The organism is Aquibaculum arenosum (assembly GCF_029222965.1).
Taxonomy (GTDB): Bacteria; Pseudomonadota; Alphaproteobacteria; order Kiloniellales; family DSM-21159; genus Aquibaculum; species Aquibaculum arenosum.
In genome coordinates this window covers 439,269-456,566 of sequence record NZ_JARHUD010000002.1, presented here as the reverse complement: position 1 = coordinate 456,566, position 17,298 = coordinate 439,269, and the positions used below count along the sequence as shown (strand labels likewise).

The window sequence follows — 17,298 nt, the reverse complement described above, 5'->3', positions numbered from 1 at the left end:
AAAGGCGCCAAAGGTGGCCCTCACAGCCATCATGCGCAAGCTCGTGATCCTCGCAAACGCCCTCCTCAGAGATCAGCGTCCATGGGTCAACTTTCCTTCTTGATCAACACGGATACTCTAGCGCGGGCCGATCACGTCCTTGCCAACATAAGGACGCAGCACCTCGGGCACCTGAATGGAGCCGTCCGCCTGCTGGTAGTTCTCTAGCACGGCGATGAGCGCGCGGCTGGTGGCGACCGCCGTGCCGTTGAGCATATGCAGGTGCTGCGGCCGGCCCCCGCCCTGTGGGCGGTAGCGGATGTTGAGGCGGCGGGCCTGATAGTCGGTGCAGTTGGAGGTGCTGGTCACCTCGCCGAACTCGCCAGCCTCGCCACGGCCCGGCATCCAGGCCTCCAGGTCGTACTTGCGATAGGCCGGGGCGCCCAGGTCGCCGGTGGCAATATCGAGAATGCGGTAGGGGATGCCCAGGTCATCGAACAGTTGACACTCGATGGCCTTGAGCCGCTCGTGCATGGCCGCGCTGGCATCGGGCGTGGTGAAGGCGAACATCTCCACCTTCGTGAACTGATGCACCCGGTAGAGCCCGCGCGAGGCGCGGCCGTGAGCGCCGGCTTCGGTACGGAAGCAGTGACTGTGGCCGCAGAGCAGGATCGGCAGGTCCGCTTGCTCCAGGATTTTACCGGAGAGCATGCCCGCCAATGTGATCTCGGACGTGGCGATGAGCGAGAGGTCGCTGTCGGCGATGGAGTAGATCTGGGTCTCCGGGCCGCGCGGCACGTAGCCCGTGCCGGCCAGCACCTCGTTGCGTGCCAAGTCGGGCGTAGAGACCAGGGTGAAGCCTTCTTGGACCAGGCGGTGCAGCGCAAAGCTCTGCAGCGCCATGTCGAGCAGCACCGCCTCATTGCGCAGGAAGTAGAAACCATGACCAGCGACCTTGGCACCGGCCTCCAGGTCGATGAGGTCGAGTGCTTCGCCGAGCTCCACATGATCTTTGGGCTGGAAAGCGTAGGCCGGCAGCGGAGTCTTACCCCGTCCGATCTCGCGGCTGTCTTCTTCGCCGCCTGCGGGGGACTCGGGGTGGCTCATGTTCGGGATAGCGGCCAGCAGCGCATCCGCTTCCTGCACCACGTCCTGCAGCGCCTGCTCCGCCTCGGCGCGCTGGGTGCGCAGGGTCTTGCCCTGCTCGATCAGCGCCGGCTTCTCCTCTTTGGCCGCCTTGGGAATGGACTTGGCCAGCTCGTTGGCGGAGCGGTTCAAGTCATCGACCTGCTGCTGCAAGCGCTTGCGCTGCTCCTCCAGAGAGACGAAGCGCGAAAGATCCAGGTGGATTCCCCGACGTTCGCAGTTGTCGCGGACGGCGTCGATGTTCTCCAGAACGAAGCGGCGGTCGAGCACGAGAGGCTCCCTCACGGTACAAACAGGCTGATGCGTCCTTTCCAGCCACGCCGGCAGCGTCGGGTCAACCGGAAAAGGGGCGCAAAGGGGACAAGCGACAGCGAAAGAGGATCAATCCTGTGTCACCTGGGAGCGAGGCGCGCACAAGATAGATAAAGATTTATCATATTGCCTCTTGATTCTCGGTGAAGCCTGCCTCTAGCATCCCTCCCACGGCAAGTTGTACAGGGCAAGGCTATCCAAAAGAGAGGGCCGCCGCCTTGATTGAGGCGAGCGGCCCTCCGTCTTTTCCAAAGTCTGTCGAGCTGGGGGAACAGGCCGCCTTTTTAGGCCGTCGCGCCGCACTCGGTCTCGGATGAAGCAAGGCTGCAATCGCTTTGCTGGCGCGCGCCATGGTCGTAGTCAGGCATCTCATCGCAGGACGTCAATTCGCTCACGAGAGGATGGCAGCGTACCAGGGTCACCAACTCTTCGCGCGTCACTCCGTCGCTCGCCATCATCGAGCGCATCACCGGGTCGTCCAGCATCTCCTGTAGACGGGGCTCTTCGCCCTGGCGCATCCATGTCTTCACTATCGTGTCTCCCTTTGCCCCGCTGCTGCGGCCACAGTCCAAGGCCGACGGCCCCGGAACCTGCACATCTTGTATCGCTAGTTGGTGACGTAGTGATGACGGCACCAGGGACAAAAAATGGACCGGAGCAGGAAAACCCACAGTACAGGGTGCGCGTTGCCTCTGTGATCGAGTCGGGGTGGACGGGCCGCCGGGAGCCATTATGCTCCACCTCCACGCCGTCTGGAGGAGAAGGCATGGCAGGCGCCAAGTTTCCCAATTTCGACACCCTGGCATTGCATGCCGGGCAAGTTCCCGATCCCGTGACAGGCTCCCGCGCGGTGCCGATCTATCAGACGACGTCCTACGTCTTTCAGGATGCCGACCACGCCGCGGCGCTCTTCAATCTCGAGCGGCCGGGCTACATCTACTCGCGAATCGGCAACCCCACTGTGTCGGTGCTGGAGGAGCGGGTGGCAGCGCTGGATGGCGGTGTCGCGGCCGTCGGAACCGCGTCGGGCCACGCAGCGCTCTTTCTGGCGATCGCCACTTTGATGGGGCAGGGGGGGCACATCGTCGCCTCCTCGGCGCTTTATGGCGGCTCGCTCAATCTCTTTGCCCACAGCCTGCCGCGCTTCGGCATCGAGACCACGCTGGTTAATCCGCGCGACACCGAAGCCTTCCGCGCCGCCATCCGGCCGGAAACCCGGCTGCTCTTCTCCGAGTTCGTCGGCAATCCCGGCCTGGAAGTCGCCGACATTCCGGCGCTGGCCGAGATTGCACATGAGCACGGCGTTCCACTTGCCGTGGACAACACCTTCCTCACGCCCTGGCTGTCCCGTCCCCTGGACCTAGGCGCGGACCTGATCGTGCATTCAGCCACCAAGTGGCTGGGCGGCCACGGCCTGGCCATCGGGGGAATCCTCGTCGACGGAGGCCGTTTCGACTGGGCGGCCAGCGGCAAATTCCCCACCCTGACCGAACCCTATGAGGGCTACCACGGCATCAACTATGCCGAGGAGTTCGGCCCCTCGGCCTTTGCCATGCGCGCACGCACCGAAGGACTGCGCGACTTCGGTGCCGTCATGGCCCCACAGACCGCCTTCTATCTGCTTCAAGGTGTAGAGACGCTGCCGCTGCGCATGGAGCGGCACATGACAAACACCCACAAGATCCTGGCGTTCCTGGAGAGCAGCGACGACGTGGCCTGGGTTTCACACCCGGACCTGCCGTCCCACCCGGATCACGCCCGCGCCCGAAGCCTGCTGCCCAAGGGCGCCGGCTCCATCGTCTCCTTCGGCGTGAAGGGCGGACGCGAGGGCGGCCGGGTCTTCATCGAGAGCTGCAAGCTGGCAAGTCACCTGGCCAATGTCGGCGACGCCAAGACGCTGATCATCCATCCGGCCAGCACCACGCACTCCCAGCTCGATGCCGAGGCTCTGCAGCGCGCTGGGGTGGGAGAGGACATGATCCGGCTGTCAGTCGGTCTGGAAGACGCGGGCGACATCATCGACGACCTGAAGCAGGCGCTGCGGGCTGCGCGCAAGGCGGTGTCGACATGAGCCGCGCGGGTCTGAAATTGCAGGTTGCCGGCAAGGGCGTTTTCGCCGGCACCGGCGGCGTCGCCTTCGATGCCGCGCAGCCGGTGGCCGTCTTCCTGCACGGCGCCGGCATGGATCACAGCGTCTGGGCGCTGCAGAGCCGCTATCTGGCCCATCATGGCCGGGCGGTGCTGGCCCTGGACATCCCCGGACATGGCCACTCCGAAGGACCGCCGCTGGCATCCATCGCCGAGATTGCCGACTGGCTGGCCGAAGTGCTGAATGCTGCCGGAGTCGAGCGGGCGAGCCTGGTCGGCCATTCCATGGGAGCGGTGGCGGCGGTCAGCTTCGCCGCGCGGCATCCCAAGATGGCCCAGTCCCTAGCTCTGCTGGGCTGTGCCGCCAGCATGCCGGTGCACCCCGACCTTCTGGCTGCGGCGGAGGCCAACGATCATGCGGCCATCGATATGGTCAACGGCTGGGCCCACGGCGCAGGCGCGCACATCGGCGGCCATCCGCTGCCTGGCACCTGGCTGACTGGGCAGGGCAACCGGCTGCTGGAGCGTGCAGCACCCGGCGTGCTCTACGCTGACCTGGCAGCCTGCAACGTCTGGAGCGACGGCGCAGCCGAGGCGGCGGCAGTGAAGTGCCCGGTGCTGCTGCTGATGGGCGAAGAAGACAAGATGACGCCGCCCAAGGCAGGCCGCAAACTGGCCGCGGCGCTCTCGGACTGCCGGGCGGAGGAACTGCCCGGTTGCGGCCACATGATCATGACCGAGCGCCCGGAGCAGACCCTGGCGGCGCTGAAGCGCTTCCTGCAGTAATCCCTACTCGTCGGGGTGCTGGCGCGAGGCGTAGGTGGCAAGGACGTCGGCCGGCGTGTTGGCTTCCGTTGTGGACTCGGGCAATTTGTCCAGACCGTTGAGCCAGGCGAGACGGCTCTCGCAGCCGAACTGCTGTTCGGGGACGACTGCGTTTGGCCGGTCAAGAGAGGCCAGGGCGACGTCGATCCAATCGCCTCCCACATAGCGGAAATGCAGCGAGGTGCCGCAAGCGGGGCAGAAGCCGCGCTCCGCCGCTTGTGAAGAGCGGAACCAGCTCGGTTGCTGTCGGGTCCAGACAATATCCGCCAGCGGCAGCTCGGCGAAGGCCATGAAGGGCGCGCCCGCTGCTTTCTGGCACATGCGGCAATGACAGACGTTCGGCTTGATCGGCCAGCTGTGCAGCTCGTAGCGCACAGCGCCGCACTGGCAGCCGCCCTGCAGGGGCAGCGAGGGGGTGGAAGGCGTCGTCATGTCCCCTGCAGCATTCGTCCCGACAGGGGTCGATGTCAAAGGCTTTTGCTGGGGGTGGGCGAAAGCTTGACGGCAACAGTTGCGCCCATCGGGAGAGGGTAAACTGCCCTGGAGTGTTTATGGATCGCTTTGTTGTAATTTCCGGCTGTTCGGGTGGTGGCAAGTCGACCCTGCTCGACGAGCTGGTACGCCGCGGCCACGCCGTTGTCGAAGAGCCGGGCCGGCGCATCGTGGAGTAGGAAGTCAAATCTGGCGGCCAGGCCTTGCCGTGGATCGATCTGGCGGCATTTGCGCGCCGGGCACTGGAACTGGCAATTCAGGATCGCGCCGCAGCGATGCGCACGGCCGGCTGGGTCTTCTTTGACCGAGGGCTGATCGAACCGGCGGCCGCACTGCAACATGCTTCCGGCGAGAAGTCGATAGAGCGCCATGCAGCACTCCATCGCTACCATCCCCGGGTGTTCCTGACGCCACCATGGCCCGAGATATACCGCAACGACTCAGGGCGCCAGCACAGCCTTCGCACTTCAGTCGAGGTGTATGAGCGTCTTCTCCACCTTTACCCACTGCTCGCTTTACCCACTGCTCGGCTACGACGTGGTCATTCTGCCCAGAACAGGTGTCGAGGAGCGCGCCGACCTGCTGCTTGCTGAGTTGGGCGGGGAGACGCCGTCGCGCACAAGCAAGAGTACTTTGGATTGAAGGCCGCGTCGGCGATTCCACCCACTCACGCAGATCGCGTCGCGCTTCCGGCTGAGTGAGCCCTGTATTACTCCGGCAGCTTGAAGATCGAGAGGTCTGGGCGGTTGCCGCCATCGATCGGGGCTTCCGGCTCCGGCTCGACCGGTGGGTTCGGGAGCTGGCCCGTGCGCTCGGCCTCTTCCTTGGCCTTGGCGATGGCCTGGTTCAGCTCAGACTGGCTGCACAGCCCCAGCAGGACCGGATCGCGCGGCCGGATGTTGGGGGAGTTCCAGTGGCTGCGGTCACGCACCGACTGGATCGTCGTCTTGGTGGTGCCGATCAGCTTGGCGATCTGCACGTCCTTCAGTTCCGGATGATTGCGCACCAGCCAAGCAATGCCGTCGGGCTTGTCCTGGCGCTTGGCCACCGGCGTGTAGCGCGGGCCCTTAGTCCGCTTGGTCGGCTGCGGCAGATCCTGGCGTTTCAGGCGCAGGCGGTGGCTGGGGTTTTGCTGCGCCAGTTCCAGCTCGTCCTTGTCGATCTGGTTGGTGGCAATGGGATCCTGGCCCTGGATGCCGGTTGCCACCTCGCCGTCGGCAATGCCCTGGACCTCAAGCTCGTGCAGGCCGCAGAAATCGGCAATCTGCTTGAAGCTGAGCGCGGTGTTTTCGATCAGCCAGACCGCGGTGGCCTTGGGCATCAGCGGGTATTGTTGCATGGCTTTCTCCTCAGGCGCCGGGCCGACCTTTGGCTCGTCGCCGCGCCACCCCTGAGGGTGACGCTTGCTGGGTTATCGGGAATTGAACCTTGGGCGGCTATATAAAGCCTTGCCGCTGGTGGTTAAAGGGCAAGCTTTGTCTTCGCGCCCCATCTGCCGCCCCTTTTTCCCGATCAGGTGGTCAGCATGATCTTACCGATGTGGCTGCTGCTTTCCATCAGCGCATGGGCTTCGGCTGCCTGTACCAGGGGAAAGGTGCGGTGGATCAGGGGGCGCACCTGACCCGATTCCAGCATCGGCCAGATCTTGGCCTGCAGATTGGCGGCAATCGCCGCCTTGAAGGAGATGGGGCGCGGCCGCAGGGTCGAGCCGGTGATGGTCAGGCGGCTGACCATGAGTTTCTGGAAGTCGACCTCCGCCTTGGAGCCGCCCAGAAAGGCGATCAGGACCAGCCGGCCGTCCGGGCGTAGCAGGCGCAGATTGCGCGGGATGTAGTCGCCGCCCACCATGTCCAGGATCAGGTCCGCGCCCTTGCCGCCGGGGGCATCGGCGGTCGCCTCGCGCACGGCCTCGACGAAGTCTTCGTTGCGGTAGTTGATGCCCTTTTCGGCCCCCAGCTCCTCGCAGGTCCGGCACTTCTCTTCGCTGCTGGCGGTGGCGAAGACCCGCGCACCATAGGCCTTGGCAAGCTGGATGGCGGTGGTGCCGATGCCCGAGCTGCCGCCGTGGATCAGGATGACCTCGTCCTCGCGCAAGCCCCCGCGGTCGAAGACGTTCGACCAAACCGTGAAGTAGTTTTCCGGCAGGGCCGCTGCCTCCAGCAGGCCCAAGCCGCGTGGCAGAGGCAGGCACTGGGCCGCCGGCGCCACGCAATACTCGGCATAACCGCCGCCAGCCACCAGGGCACAGACTTGATCACCCAAGGACCAGGACTGCACGCCCTCGCCGCAGGCAACGATCTCGCCGGCCAGCTCCAGTCCGGGAATGTCGGTGGCACCGGGTGGCGGGGCATAGTTGCCCTGGCGCTGGAAGACGTCCGGCCGGTTGACGCCGGCGGCGGCCACGCGGATCAGCACCTCGCCCGGGCCCGGCGTCGGCACCGGCCGCTGTGCGGCCTGCAGCACCTCCGGTCCGCCGGGCTGCGTGATCTCGATTGCCTGCATCGTCTCGGGCAAAGCGCTCATGGCCTCTCTCCTGCACCTTGGGTTCCTCAGCGTCCCGGCGCCGGATCCTTCGCGTGCCCGGCCGGCCGCCTGCTTCGTCCTTGGGACTTAGACCCTGCACGCCGCATGGACAAGCGTCGCCCCGCCCGAAGCTTGTGGTTCAGCCGGAAGCTTGTGGTTCAGATTGAAGGCGATCCGGTTTAAGCTCCCGCCAGCAAAGGAGCGCAGGAGCGAAAGGAGGGCCCCATGGACCGTGATGATCTGGAGCCGCGCGCGGCCAAGCCGAAGCCACGCGACCTGGACCTGATGGGTGTCGAGGAACTCAACGATTATCTGGCCGAGTTGGAGCAGGAGGCCGAAAGGGTCCGCGCCAAAATTGCCGATAAGACGGACTACCGTGGCACGGTGGAGAGCCTGTTCAAGACTTGAGGTCGCGCCCCGCCATATGCCGCCCCGCCATCCGTCGCCGGGTGCGCCAGAAGGCCAGCCAGCCCAGCGGCCCGGTGAGCAGCACCAGTACCAGCCAGCCGACGCGTGGGCCCAGCGGACAGCCGCTGCCCGGCGGCGGCCGCCAGGAGCCCCCACCAGGCGCAAAGCCGATGTGCAGCATCGGCAGCACCCAGCCGAGGATCAGGATCGTCCAGGCCATCCAGGGTTCCAGCATGACCGCAGCATGGCGGGCCCGCCCCCGTCTGCCAAGGCACTCGAATCACTGCCCTGAGAGACACTGACTCGCGTAGCTGACTTGGGGGGCGGAATCGGCTATTTAGCCCCATGACCGACCGCATCCTCATCCTCGACTTCGGCTCGCAGGTCACGCAGCTCATCGCCCGCCGAGTGCGCGAAAGCGGCGTCTATTGCGAGATCATCCCCTTCAATGCCGAGCCGCAGCGCATCCGCGACTTCGGCGCCAAGGGCATCATCCTCTCCGGCAGCCCGGCCTCCACGACGGCGGAGGGCTCGCCGCGCGCACCGGATCTGGTCTTCGAGCTCGGCCTGCCGATCCTCGGCATCTGCTACGGGCAGCAGACCATGACTCGCCAGCTCGGCGGCGAGGTCGAGGGCTCGGACCATCAGGAGTTCGGCCGCGCCTTCCTCGACATCCGCGAGACCTGCGCGCTCTTCGAGGGGCTGTGGCAGCCGGGCGAGCGCCACCAGGTCTGGATGAGCCACGGCGACCGGGTCGTGCGCCTGCCGCAAGGCTTCCGCGTCGTCGGCACTTCGGAGGGGGCGCCCTGCGCCGCCGTGGCCGACGATGCCCGGGGCTGTTACGGCGTCCAGTTCCACCCCGAGGTCATGCACACGCCCGACGGTGCGAAGCTGATCGCCAACTTCGCGCACCGCATCTGCGGCTGTGCCGGCGACTGGACCATGGCCGCCTTCCGCGAACAGGCCATCGCCGCCATCCGCGCCCAGGTGGGGCCGGAGGGGCGGGTGATCTGCGGCCTCTCGGGCGGCGTGGATTCCTCTGTGGCCGCCGTGCTGATCCACGAGGCCATCGGCGAGCGGCTGACCTGCATCTTCGTCGACCACGGCCTGCTGCGGGCCGGTGAAGCGGCGCAGGTGGTCGAGGTCTTCCGCGACCACTACAATATTCCCCTGGTGGCGCGCGACGCCTCCGAGCTTTTCCTTGGCAAGCTCGCCGGGGTCACCGACCCGGAGCAGAAGCGCAAGATCATCGGCAACACCTTCATCGAGGTCTTCGAGGAGGAAGCGGCCAAGGCCGGCGGCGCCGATTTCCTGGCCCAGGGCACGCTCTACCCGGACGTGATCGAAAGCGTCTCCTTCACCGGGGGGCCCTCGGTCACCATCAAGAGCCACCACAACGTCGGCGGCCTGCCCGAGCGCATGCGCATGGCGCTGGTCGAGCCCTTGCGCGAGCTTTTCAAGGACGAGGTGCGCGACCTCGGCCGCGAGCTGGGCATGCCCGAGACCCTGGTCGGCCGCCACCCTTTCCCGGGCCCGGGTCTGGCCATTCGCATCCCCGGCGAGGTGACGCGCGAGGATTGCGAGATCCTGCGCAAGGCCGACGCCATCTACCTCGAGGAGATCCGCAAGGCCGGCCTCTACGACGCCATCTGGCAGGCTTTTGCCGTCCTGCTGCCGGTGCGCACCGTCGGCGTGATGGGCGACGCCCGCTCCTACGACAAGGTCTGCGCCCTGCGCGCCGTCACCTCCACCGACGGCATGACCGCCGACTCCTACCCCTTTGACCACGCCTTCCTCTCGGCGGTGGCAACCCGCATCATCAACGAGGTGCGGGGGATCAACCGCGTGGTCTACGACGTAACGAGCAAGCCGCCGGGGACGATCGAGTGGGAATGATGCGCTGGGCAGCAGGGGCACAATACCCTTGCTTCCGCTCGCGTCGTTTCTTGCGCGGTCTTGTCAGCTGACGATCCGGTATGCCAGGACAGGGAGATCGTCCATCTGCAGCGTCTCCGCCTTCAGCGGAACAGGGCCACACTCGAACAGGGCTTTGAGCGCCTGCGGTGTCGGATCGACGCCGAGAATGATCGCCTGGACAATCGGCCCCTCCTTCAGTCGGATATGGCCGTAGACATAAGGCGCGATCTTCTCGAACCGCGGATGGCAGGCCGGCGAAATGTTGTGCGATGCTAGAAGAAGCGTGGCGTCGCCGCTGAGTTCGACCGGGATCACGTCCCAACTGCCGCAAGTTTCGCAACAACCGGTTGGCGGGAAGGTGTAACCGCCGCAGACTTTGCAAGTGATAGCCCGAAAGACGCCTTCGGAAAGGCCTTCGTAGTAGGAGCGGATGGCGCTCGGCTGTTCGGAAACGGTCGACATGTCAAATGCTCCCTAGAACGACGACGGTGCCGATCATGGCGTAGCCGTGCGTGTGGATGACGGAGATCTCCGGCTGCTTCTTGATTTGCCGCGGCCCGGCTTGGCCCCGCATTTGCAGGACGGCCTCATAGGTATCGGTGCCAGCGCTGGCACCCCACGCATGGCCGAAGGCGTGGCGACCGCCGTGGGTCGACATCGGCCGGTCGCCGTCAAATCGCAGCCGCCCGTCGCGCGCTGCGTTCAGTCCCTCGCCGGGTTCGAGGTAGCCGGTCGCCTCGGCGGTGCAGATCCCGGATATGTGCGAGCAGTCGTGGGTATGCAGGTAGTCGATATCGGCAGGTTTGATGCCGGCCATCTCGAAAGCGGTATCGATCGCGCGGCGGTCGAACTCCCAATATGTCGGGTCTTCGCCGTACCAGGGCAGGTCGCTGTAGCTGATGCCGAAGCCTTTGAGTTCGACCGGCGGCGACTTGCCGCCCTTGGCCAGATCGGCGCGGGTGATCACCATGGCCGACGCGCCGTCGGCGGTCGTCACCAGGCTGAGCAACCGTGACGGCCAGGCGACGAAGGGATTGTGCTCGTCGGACCGCCAATAGTCGAACGGATCGGAGAAGCCTTCCCTCTTGGCGCGGTCTTCGAGCTTTTCCTGGATGTTGGCCTTGGGATTCATCGAACCGTGCAGACGCCGAGTCTTGCATAGCTCGAACATGCTGCGATCGAAGTCCTCGATCGACATGCCGTATTTGCGGCAGTAGCCCAGCGCGACCAGACCGTTATAGGTCGAAAAGATGTCGTAGCCCTGCGGCACGCCATAGGCCTGGTTGACCGCCATGTCGGTCCACAGCCACGTCTGCTGGTGCGACACCGGTTCGCGCTCGTAGGGACTGAAATCTTTTACTTTGGTCCGTGTGGTCTCCAACCCGTAGACTAGTACGGTATCGTAGACGCCGGCCGCGACCGCCATTGCGGCGAGCGCCGCGCCGACATTGGTGGTCGAACATTGCGCCTCGAAATGGACGCCGGCCTTGAACTGGGTGCCCGTCCACTTTGACAGCTGCGAATAGGTGCCGGGCACCTGCGAACTGTGCACCATCGCATTGCCGGCGAATACCGCATCGACGTCCTGCCCGGTCAACCCAGCGTCATCGAGCGCCTCCTTGACCGCACGCGCCGTCAACTCCTGGATCGAGGTGCCCTTGAGCTCGGGCGTCTCAAGCAGATCACCGAAGCGCGAGCAGCCGACGCCCGATATTGCAATTCGTTCCCGCAATTTTCCTGTCATAAGACAACCCCTTTCATGGCCTGCCGCCTTTGCGTGGCAATGGCGGCGAGCTTAACTTCCACGAAATTCATTCCAGCATGACACCTGAACCGCTCCGGTAGCATGGAATAGCGCATGGATTAGCGTGAGCCTCGGCTGGGCGCCCATGCATTGACTCATGTCAACAAGGTCATAAGAAGAAATGCGCCTTCCGATCTCCACGGACAAAATCCGCGCCGCCGCGGCAGGCTGGCCGAGCGCATGCGTATGGCCCTGGTCGAGCCCTTGCGCGAGCTCTTCAAGGACGAGGTGCGCGATCTCGGCCGCGAGCTCGGCCTGCCGGAGACGCTGGTCGGCCGCCACCCTTTCCCGGGGCCGGGCCTGGCCATCCGCATCCCCGGCGAGGTGACGCGCGAGGATTGCGAGATACTGCGCAAGGCCGACGCCATCTACCTCGAGGAGATCCGCAAAGCCGGCCTCTACGACGCCATCTGGCAGGCCTTCGCCGTGCTCTTGCCGGTGCGCACCGTCGGCGTGATGGGCGACGCCCGCTCCTACGACAAGGTCTGCGCGCTCCGCGCCGTCACCTCCACCGACGGCATGACCGCCGACTCCTACCCCTTCGACCACGCCTTCCTCTCCGCCGTGGCGACCCGCATCATCAACGAGGTGCGCGGCATCAACCGCGTGGTCTACGACGTGACCAGCAAGCCACCGGGGACGATTGAGTGGGAGTGAGAGTGAGGGGGTGGCGGGACGCTCTTTGCCCCGGAAGGGGTAGGTGGAACTACCAGCAAGTGAAGCGATGAGCAGCAGCGAAAAGATCTATTCGGGCAAGACCAAGGATGTCTACGCCCTGGCCAACGGCAACGTCCTCCTCGTCTTTAAGGACGACGTGACCGGGGAGGGGGGCGTCATCGACCCCGGCGCCAACAGCGTCATCGGCCAGGTCGAGGGCAAGGGCCGGAAGTCGCTGGCCATGACCCAGCATTTCTTCCAGCGTCTCCAGGCCGCGGGGATCCCCACCCACTTCGTGGGCGCCGATCTCGAGAAGGGCAGCATGGAGGTGCGCCGCGCTGCGCCGTTGGGCAAGGATATCCATGGCACGGGTGGCTTCGAGTTCATCTGCCGCACCCGGCCCTGGGGCAGTTTCCTGCGTCGCTACCAGCGCTACATTCGAGATGCCGAGGGCAAGCTCGACTACCTTGTCGAGATCACCCTCAAGGATGATGAGCGCGGTGACCCCCTGATCAACGAAGACACCATCCTCGCGCTCGGACTTCTCGGCCCGCTTCACCTCGAGCAGGCCAGGGAGCTCACCCGCCGCGTCTGTCGCCTCGTCGAAGCCGACCTGCGTGACAAGGACCTCACCCTGATCGACATGAAGATCGAACTTGGTCTCGTGGAGGCGGAGGTGGTGGTGATCGACGAGATCTCTGCCGATGCCATGCGTGTCATGGACGAGACAGGCAAGGTGGTGGATCACGACACCTTGTACCGAGCGCTGATCCGTTAAGGCGGGGGCGAGCAGGCCTTCACTTATGCCAGGGCGCCAGGGGTTCGATCTCGCGCATGAAATCCACGAAGGCGCGCACGGCGGGCGCAAGCTCCCGCCGGCTGGGGAACAAGAGGGAGAGAGGCACGGGCGGGAGGCTCCATTGGGGCAGTACCTGCACCAGCCGCCCGGCTTCGAGATCCTCTTCGCAAAGGTAGCGCGAAAGGTCACCGATCCCGGCGCCGCCCCGGACCAGCTTGTGCAGTGTCAGGATCTCGTCGACCGTGGTGGTAGGACGCAGGTCGAGGAGCACCATGCCATCCGGACCATTGAACTGCCACCGCCTCGGACGGTGGTCGGGCGTCGGCATGTCCAGCAGGCGATGCTTGACAAGATCTTCGGGGTGCTCGGGCGTTCCGTAGCGGGAGAGATAGCTGGGCGCGGCGCAGAGAAGCCGATCGAGCACCCCCAGCCTTATCGCGACGAGGCTGGAGTCCGGCAGGTCGCCGAAGCGGAGCGCCACGTCGATGCGCTCCGATATCAGGTCCACCCTTTGGCTTTCGAGGTGCAGATCCACTTCGATATCCGGATAGCGTTCGAGGAAGGCCGGCAAGTGCTCCGCCAGAACCTTGATGCCGAGCCCGATCCCGGCGCTGACGCGCAGCGGCCCCGCGGGACGGCCGCCAAGACCCTCCATGTAGTCCAGCGCCTCTGACAGCTCCGCGATCGCCTCGGCCGACCGGCGATAAAGTGCCGCGCCCGCCTCCGTGAGCACCACAGCCCGGGTGGTGCGCTGCAGCAAGCGGGTGCCGAGGGCTTCCTCGAGCGCCGCCACTGCGCGGCTGACGCTGGAGCGCGGCATGCCCAGCTCGCGCGCGGCGGCCGAGAAGCTCCCGAGCCGGGCGACCCGCGCGAAGACCTTCAGATGGTTCAGGTCGACCTTCGCCATTGTTCCATTTCCTGCACAGAGCTGTCCGCACAAGAGGGCTACTGCATCGCGGCGAGAAGCGCGAACTTGACGTCATGGTCAGCACGCACTGCCTCGCCCGACGTCATGGCCCCACCGGCCGAGCGGTCGTCGAGGCTAGCGAGGCGCTGGCCCCAGGCAATCCAGTCACAGCAGGGAAGAGCATCATGAGAAATCTCTTCGAGCCATTCGACCTGAAGGGCCTGGCGCTGCCCAACCGCATCGTCATGGCCCCCATGACCCGCACCCGCGCCACCGAAGAGGGGGTGCCCACGGACCTCATGCGTGACTACTACGTCCAGCGCGCCGAGGCGGGCCTCATCATCACCGAGTGTAGCCGGATCTCCGAGGCGGCGCACGGCATCCTCCGCGCGCCTGGCATCTACAATGACGCCCAGGTCGCGGCCTGGCGCAGGATCACCGACGCCGTCCATGCCGCCGGCGGCAGGATCGTCAACCAGATCTGGCATCCGGGCCGCGTGTCCCATCCGGCGATCCTGGGTGGCAAGGCACCGGTCGCCCCTTCGCCCCTTGCCGCCGCGGGAGACTTTTTTCTACCCAGCGGTCGCGTGCCCTTCACGACGCCGCGGGAACTGCAGACCGAGGAGCTTCCCGGCATCGTCGAGGACTTCGCGCAGGCCGCGCGAAATGCGCGTTCCGCCGGCTTCGACGGCGTCGAGATTCACGCCGCCAATGGTTACCTGCTTCAGCAGTTCCTGGAGGAGGGCTCGAACCGGCGGAGCGACGCCTACGGCGGCTCCATCGAGAAGCGTGCCCGTCTCACCCTGGAAGTGGTGGAGGCGGTCATCGCCGCCTGGGATGAGGCCCATGTGGGCGTTCGGCTTTCGCCGGCCGGCGTGCACTACGGCATGGCGGGACGCGATCGGCCCGCCACCTACGACTACCTCATCCGCGCCCTTGCGGAGCGCCGCCTCGGCTACCTTCACGTCGTCCGGCCCAACAAGGCATCCTTCGATGCGGGGCCGGTGCAGATCGACGACGTCTCGGCCTTCGCCCGTGCGCGCTTCGCCGGCCCGATCATCGTCAATGGCGGCTTCGCTCGCGCTGCCGCCGAGGCGGTGCTCGCCAAGGGCGATGCCGACCTGGTGGCCTTCGGCGTACCCTTCCTCGCCAACCCCGACCTGGTCCGGCGCCTGGCCAGCGGCGCTCCCTACAACCGGCCGGACCCCGCGACCTTCTACGGCGTGGGTGCTGAGGGCTACACTGACTATCCTCTGCTTGAGGAGGTGGGGGTGTGACGGCCCCGACGCGGCCTGCGGTCGCCTCGCAAGCTGCTTCCCCACTTCGCGGCGACGAGTCGAGGGAGGAGCTTGTGGAAGAGGGCAGTACCTTCGCCGTCATCGTGAGAAGGCGCAGCCGACGACGCGATCCGGGCCACAGCCAATAGGTCCTGATCGCGCCGGCCTCAGGGCGCATTTACTGAGGAACCGGGTCTAGTTCGTTTGCGCTTCGAGCCACTTTTTCATCTGCTCGATCTCGTCGGCCTGCGTTTCGATGATCTCCTCGGCGAGGGCGCGCATCTGCGGGTCCTCTCCATGCTCCAGTAGCACTTCCGCCATGTCGATGGCGCCCTGGTGGTGGGGGATCATGGCGCAGGCGAAGGCAATGTCGGCATCCTCGATCATCATGCCGGCATGCATGGCGGGTACGGTGATGTCCATCCGGCGCATGTTCTCCCGGACGTGTTCCGGCAGGCTTTCGCTGTCGTGGGCGCTCATAGCGGTGGATGAGGTACCCGGGTCATGCTGCTCACCGCCATGATCATGGCCGTCGTGGCTGCCATGGCCGTCGTGTCCATCTGAGACCGGGAGGGAGGAGCTGCAGACTTCGGGAAGCTGGAAATGGAGGTCCTGGGCCGTGGCCGAAACCGTCAGGCCGCCTGTGGCCATAGCGGCCAAGAGGAAGGGCTTCAGCGCGTTCATCGGATGTCTCCTGTTGAAGTTGCAGCGCATCGAAGTGGCCGTGGCGGCTAGAGAGCGGCCGCCGTCTGCCGGATTGGGCGGCAGCCATGATCATCAATCAGGTGAGCCCATTACTGCGCCGATAAGCCTGGCGGCGCAGCTACTCTCTTCACCACCAGGGGGCCAGCGCCGCAGTGAGAGCGGTTACTCTTCGTCCTCCGGTGGGCGCAAGGCTCTAACTTCTGCGGCAGTGATTGGATCAGAATAGTCATTGCCGAAATGGCTGCGCACATAGTTCGTTACGGCGGCAACTTGTTCATCTGACATCATGTCACCGAACCGCGGCATCCCGTGATAACCGGTTAGAATGACCCCGGCTAGGAAATGCTTGGAGTTCATTCTGGGATTTTCGGCTAAGGGCGGATGAGCTCCTGCACCCTGATCGCCTCTGCCGTCTTCCATATGGCACGCCTGACAAGCCGCTGTCGCTGCGGTGGATGTTAGACTTAAGTTCCACCTCAAAGACCCTGTATGTGAAAGAATACCTAAGAATAACTGCCTGTAGAGGAACTAGGTTCCAAGGGCAGCAGCAAGGCGTGCGAGCCCCCTCCCGCATGAGGTTCTGGCGAGCCGCATCAATCACAAGTGTTGATCTATCGCGAAGCCGCCGCGGCGACGGCGCGGGGGCGACGAAGATACCGCCTCACCATGGCGTTTCACCCTCCGGCTCGACGAAGTGTCCGGAGCCCGTCCTCTCGCCCAGGGCGTAGGCGATGGGCAGTCTTGCGCCCTCTTCGGGGGTCATAAAGCCCCTGTGGCCGGTGAGGTCGGTCTGCACGAAGCCGGGGCACACGGAGTTCACCACGATCGGCGTGTCGCGCAGCTCGGCGGCGAGTTGCACGGTCAGCATGTTGAGCGCCGCCTTGGAGGCGTTGTAGCCGATCAGGCGTGAAGAATAGTAGGGCGAGGCAGGGTCGCCGTTGATCGCCAGTGATCCCAGGGTGGTGGCGAGGTTGACGATGCGGCCCGCCAATGATTTGCGCAGAAGCGGCAGCATCGCCTGGGTCACCGCCAGGGTGCCGATGAAGTTCGTTTCCAGGGCCCGGCGTGCGGCGGCGATTGCAGCCTGGCTCGGCGGGCCGTCCCCGGCGTCGAGGACCCCAGCGTTGTTGACCAGGATGTCCAGGCGGCCCTGCTTGGCGGCAATTACTTGGGCTGCGGCCGCGATGCTCGCTGTGTCGGTTAGGTCGATCTCGACGCTCCGAACGCGGAGCCCGGCTGCTGCCAGCTCGGCTGCCGCCTGCGCGCCGCGTTCCGGGTCGCGCGCGCCCAGAAGGACGCTCGTGCCGGCCTCCGCCAGTTGCCGGGCAATCTCGCGGCCGATGCCCTTGTTGGCGCCGGTCACGAGCGCGATGCACTGTTTGTCTGCCATGGAAGGCTCCTTTGGGGCTTGGTCTAGGCTTCTACCGAATATATGAAGGATTGTTCGCTTTGAGGATTC

General features: G+C 65.4%; 18 protein-coding genes and 3 pseudogenes. 9 read left to right on the top strand and 12 right to left on the bottom strand.

All coding sequences use genetic code 11. The features are described from left to right. A pseudogene (locus P2G67_RS05090) lies at positions 1–103 on the top strand (IS110 family transposase); the annotation flags it as partial. A 14-nt stretch (positions 104–117) separates the two neighbouring features. On the opposite strand, the gene serS reads toward P2G67_RS05090, so the two are convergent. Together serS and P2G67_RS05080 are read right to left on the bottom strand one after the other, a co-directional pair. After that, positions 118–1,395: a serine--tRNA ligase gene (serS, locus tag P2G67_RS05085; protein WP_275820667.1), complete on the bottom strand. Its 1,278-nt coding sequence runs from the start codon at positions 1,393–1,395 to the stop codon at positions 118–120. Positions 1,396–1,721: 326 nt separating this feature from the next. Beyond that, positions 1,722–1,967, bottom strand: coding sequence for a hypothetical protein (locus P2G67_RS05080; RefSeq protein ID WP_275820665.1), 246 nt, complete (start codon positions 1,965–1,967; stop codon positions 1,722–1,724). A 236-nt stretch (positions 1,968–2,203) separates the two neighbouring features. Here P2G67_RS05080 and P2G67_RS05075 point away from each other — a divergent pair, with 236 nt between their 5' ends. Together P2G67_RS05075 and P2G67_RS05070 are read left to right on the top strand one after the other, a co-directional pair. Next, positions 2,204–3,508, top strand: a complete 1,305-nt coding sequence (locus P2G67_RS05075; protein WP_275820663.1) for an O-acetylhomoserine aminocarboxypropyltransferase — start codon at positions 2,204–2,206, stop codon at positions 3,506–3,508. Further along, positions 3,505–4,311, top strand: a complete 807-nt coding sequence (locus P2G67_RS05070; protein ID WP_275820661.1) for an alpha/beta fold hydrolase — start codon at positions 3,505–3,507, stop codon at positions 4,309–4,311. Before P2G67_RS05075 ends, P2G67_RS05070 begins: the two co-directional genes overlap by 4 nt. A gap of 3 nt (positions 4,312–4,314) precedes the next feature. Here the strand turns inward: P2G67_RS05070 and P2G67_RS05065 are convergent, their stop codons facing one another. After that, positions 4,315–4,782 (bottom strand): GFA family protein, encoded by a 468-nt coding sequence (locus P2G67_RS05065; protein WP_275820660.1) that lies wholly within the window; start codon positions 4,780–4,782, stop codon positions 4,315–4,317. 32 nt (positions 4,783–4,814) lie between these two features. Between P2G67_RS05065 and P2G67_RS05060 the strand changes: the two are divergent. Beyond that, a pseudogene (locus tag P2G67_RS05060) lies at positions 4,815–5,435 on the top strand (AAA family ATPase). A 116-nt stretch (positions 5,436–5,551) separates the two neighbouring features. Here the strand turns inward: P2G67_RS05060 and P2G67_RS05055 are convergent. Together P2G67_RS05055 and P2G67_RS05050 are read right to left on the bottom strand one after the other, a co-directional pair. After that, positions 5,552–6,181, bottom strand: a complete 630-nt coding sequence (locus tag P2G67_RS05055) for a DUF1013 domain-containing protein (RefSeq protein WP_275820658.1) — start codon at positions 6,179–6,181, stop codon at positions 5,552–5,554. 173 nt (positions 6,182–6,354) lie between these two features. Further along, complete coding sequence (locus P2G67_RS05050; RefSeq protein ID WP_275820656.1) at positions 6,355–7,365, bottom strand: NAD(P)H-quinone oxidoreductase; 1,011 nt, start codon at positions 7,363–7,365, stop codon at positions 6,355–6,357. Positions 7,366–7,590: 225 nt separating this feature from the next. Between P2G67_RS05050 and P2G67_RS05045 the strand changes: the two genes are divergently transcribed. Beyond that, positions 7,591–7,773, top strand: coding sequence for a DUF1192 domain-containing protein (locus P2G67_RS05045; protein ID WP_275820654.1), 183 nt, complete (start codon positions 7,591–7,593; stop codon positions 7,771–7,773). On the opposite strand, the gene P2G67_RS05040 is transcribed toward P2G67_RS05045, so the two are convergent. Beyond that, complete coding sequence (locus P2G67_RS05040) at positions 7,763–7,993, bottom strand: hypothetical protein (RefSeq protein ID WP_275820652.1); 231 nt, start codon at positions 7,991–7,993, stop codon at positions 7,763–7,765. The two genes, P2G67_RS05045 and P2G67_RS05040, sit on opposite strands and share 11 nt — an antisense overlap. 125 nt (positions 7,994–8,118) lie before the next feature. Between P2G67_RS05040 and guaA the strand changes: the two genes are divergently transcribed. Next, a complete protein-coding gene (gene guaA / locus P2G67_RS05035; protein ID WP_275820650.1) occupies positions 8,119–9,669 on the top strand; it encodes a glutamine-hydrolyzing GMP synthase in 1,551 nt (516 codons plus the stop codon). A gap of 63 nt (positions 9,670–9,732) precedes the next feature. Here the strand turns inward: guaA and P2G67_RS05030 are convergent, their stop codons facing one another. Together P2G67_RS05030 and P2G67_RS05025 are read right to left on the bottom strand one after the other, a co-directional pair. Beyond that, complete coding sequence (locus tag P2G67_RS05030) at positions 9,733–10,152, bottom strand: Zn-ribbon domain-containing OB-fold protein (protein ID WP_275820648.1); 420 nt, start codon at positions 10,150–10,152, stop codon at positions 9,733–9,735. A gap of 1 nt (position 10,153) precedes the next feature. Then, positions 10,154–11,434: a thiolase family protein gene (locus P2G67_RS05025; RefSeq protein WP_275820646.1), complete on the bottom strand. Its 1,281-nt coding sequence runs from the start codon at positions 11,432–11,434 to the stop codon at positions 10,154–10,156. Positions 11,435–11,656: 222 nt separating this feature from the next. Between P2G67_RS05025 and P2G67_RS05020 the strand changes: the two are divergent. Both P2G67_RS05020 and P2G67_RS05015 read left to right on the top strand, forming a co-directional pair. Further along, a pseudogene (locus tag P2G67_RS05020) lies at positions 11,657–12,151 on the top strand (GMP synthase (glutamine-hydrolyzing)); the annotation flags it as partial. 67 nt (positions 12,152–12,218) lie between these two features. Beyond that, positions 12,219–12,929 carry a phosphoribosylaminoimidazolesuccinocarboxamide synthase gene (locus tag P2G67_RS05015; RefSeq protein WP_275820644.1) on the top strand — a complete coding sequence of 237 codons (711 nt, stop codon included), beginning with the start codon at positions 12,219–12,221 and terminating at the stop codon, positions 12,927–12,929. A gap of 19 nt (positions 12,930–12,948) precedes the next feature. Here P2G67_RS05015 and P2G67_RS05010 read toward each other — a convergent pair whose 3' ends face one another. Continuing rightward, complete coding sequence (locus P2G67_RS05010) at positions 12,949–13,857, bottom strand: LysR family transcriptional regulator (protein WP_275820642.1); 909 nt, start codon at positions 13,855–13,857, stop codon at positions 12,949–12,951. 185 nt (positions 13,858–14,042) lie between these two features. Between P2G67_RS05010 and P2G67_RS05005 the strand changes: the two genes are divergently transcribed. After that, positions 14,043–15,134: an alkene reductase gene (locus tag P2G67_RS05005; protein ID WP_275820640.1), complete on the top strand. Its 1,092-nt coding sequence runs from the start codon at positions 14,043–14,045 to the stop codon at positions 15,132–15,134. 195 nt (positions 15,135–15,329) lie between these two features. On the opposite strand, the gene copM is transcribed toward P2G67_RS05005, so the two are convergent. From copM to P2G67_RS04995, 3 genes are all read right to left on the bottom strand, one after another. Continuing rightward, entirely contained in the window at positions 15,330–15,818 is a 489-nt protein-coding gene (gene copM, locus P2G67_RS05000; RefSeq protein ID WP_275820638.1) for a CopM family metallochaperone, read from the bottom strand. A gap of 183 nt (positions 15,819–16,001) precedes the next feature. After that, the gene (locus P2G67_RS16420; protein ID WP_367575370.1) at positions 16,002–16,319 is read right to left on the bottom strand and encodes a c-type cytochrome; all 318 of its coding nucleotides are present in this window, start codon (positions 16,317–16,319) and stop codon (positions 16,002–16,004) included. A 181-nt stretch (positions 16,320–16,500) separates the two neighbouring features. Further along, on the bottom strand, positions 16,501–17,229 hold the full coding sequence (locus P2G67_RS04995) for an SDR family NAD(P)-dependent oxidoreductase (protein ID WP_275820636.1): 729 nt from the start codon (positions 17,227–17,229) through the stop codon (positions 16,501–16,503). Between the last annotated feature and the right edge of the window lie 69 nt (positions 17,230–17,298).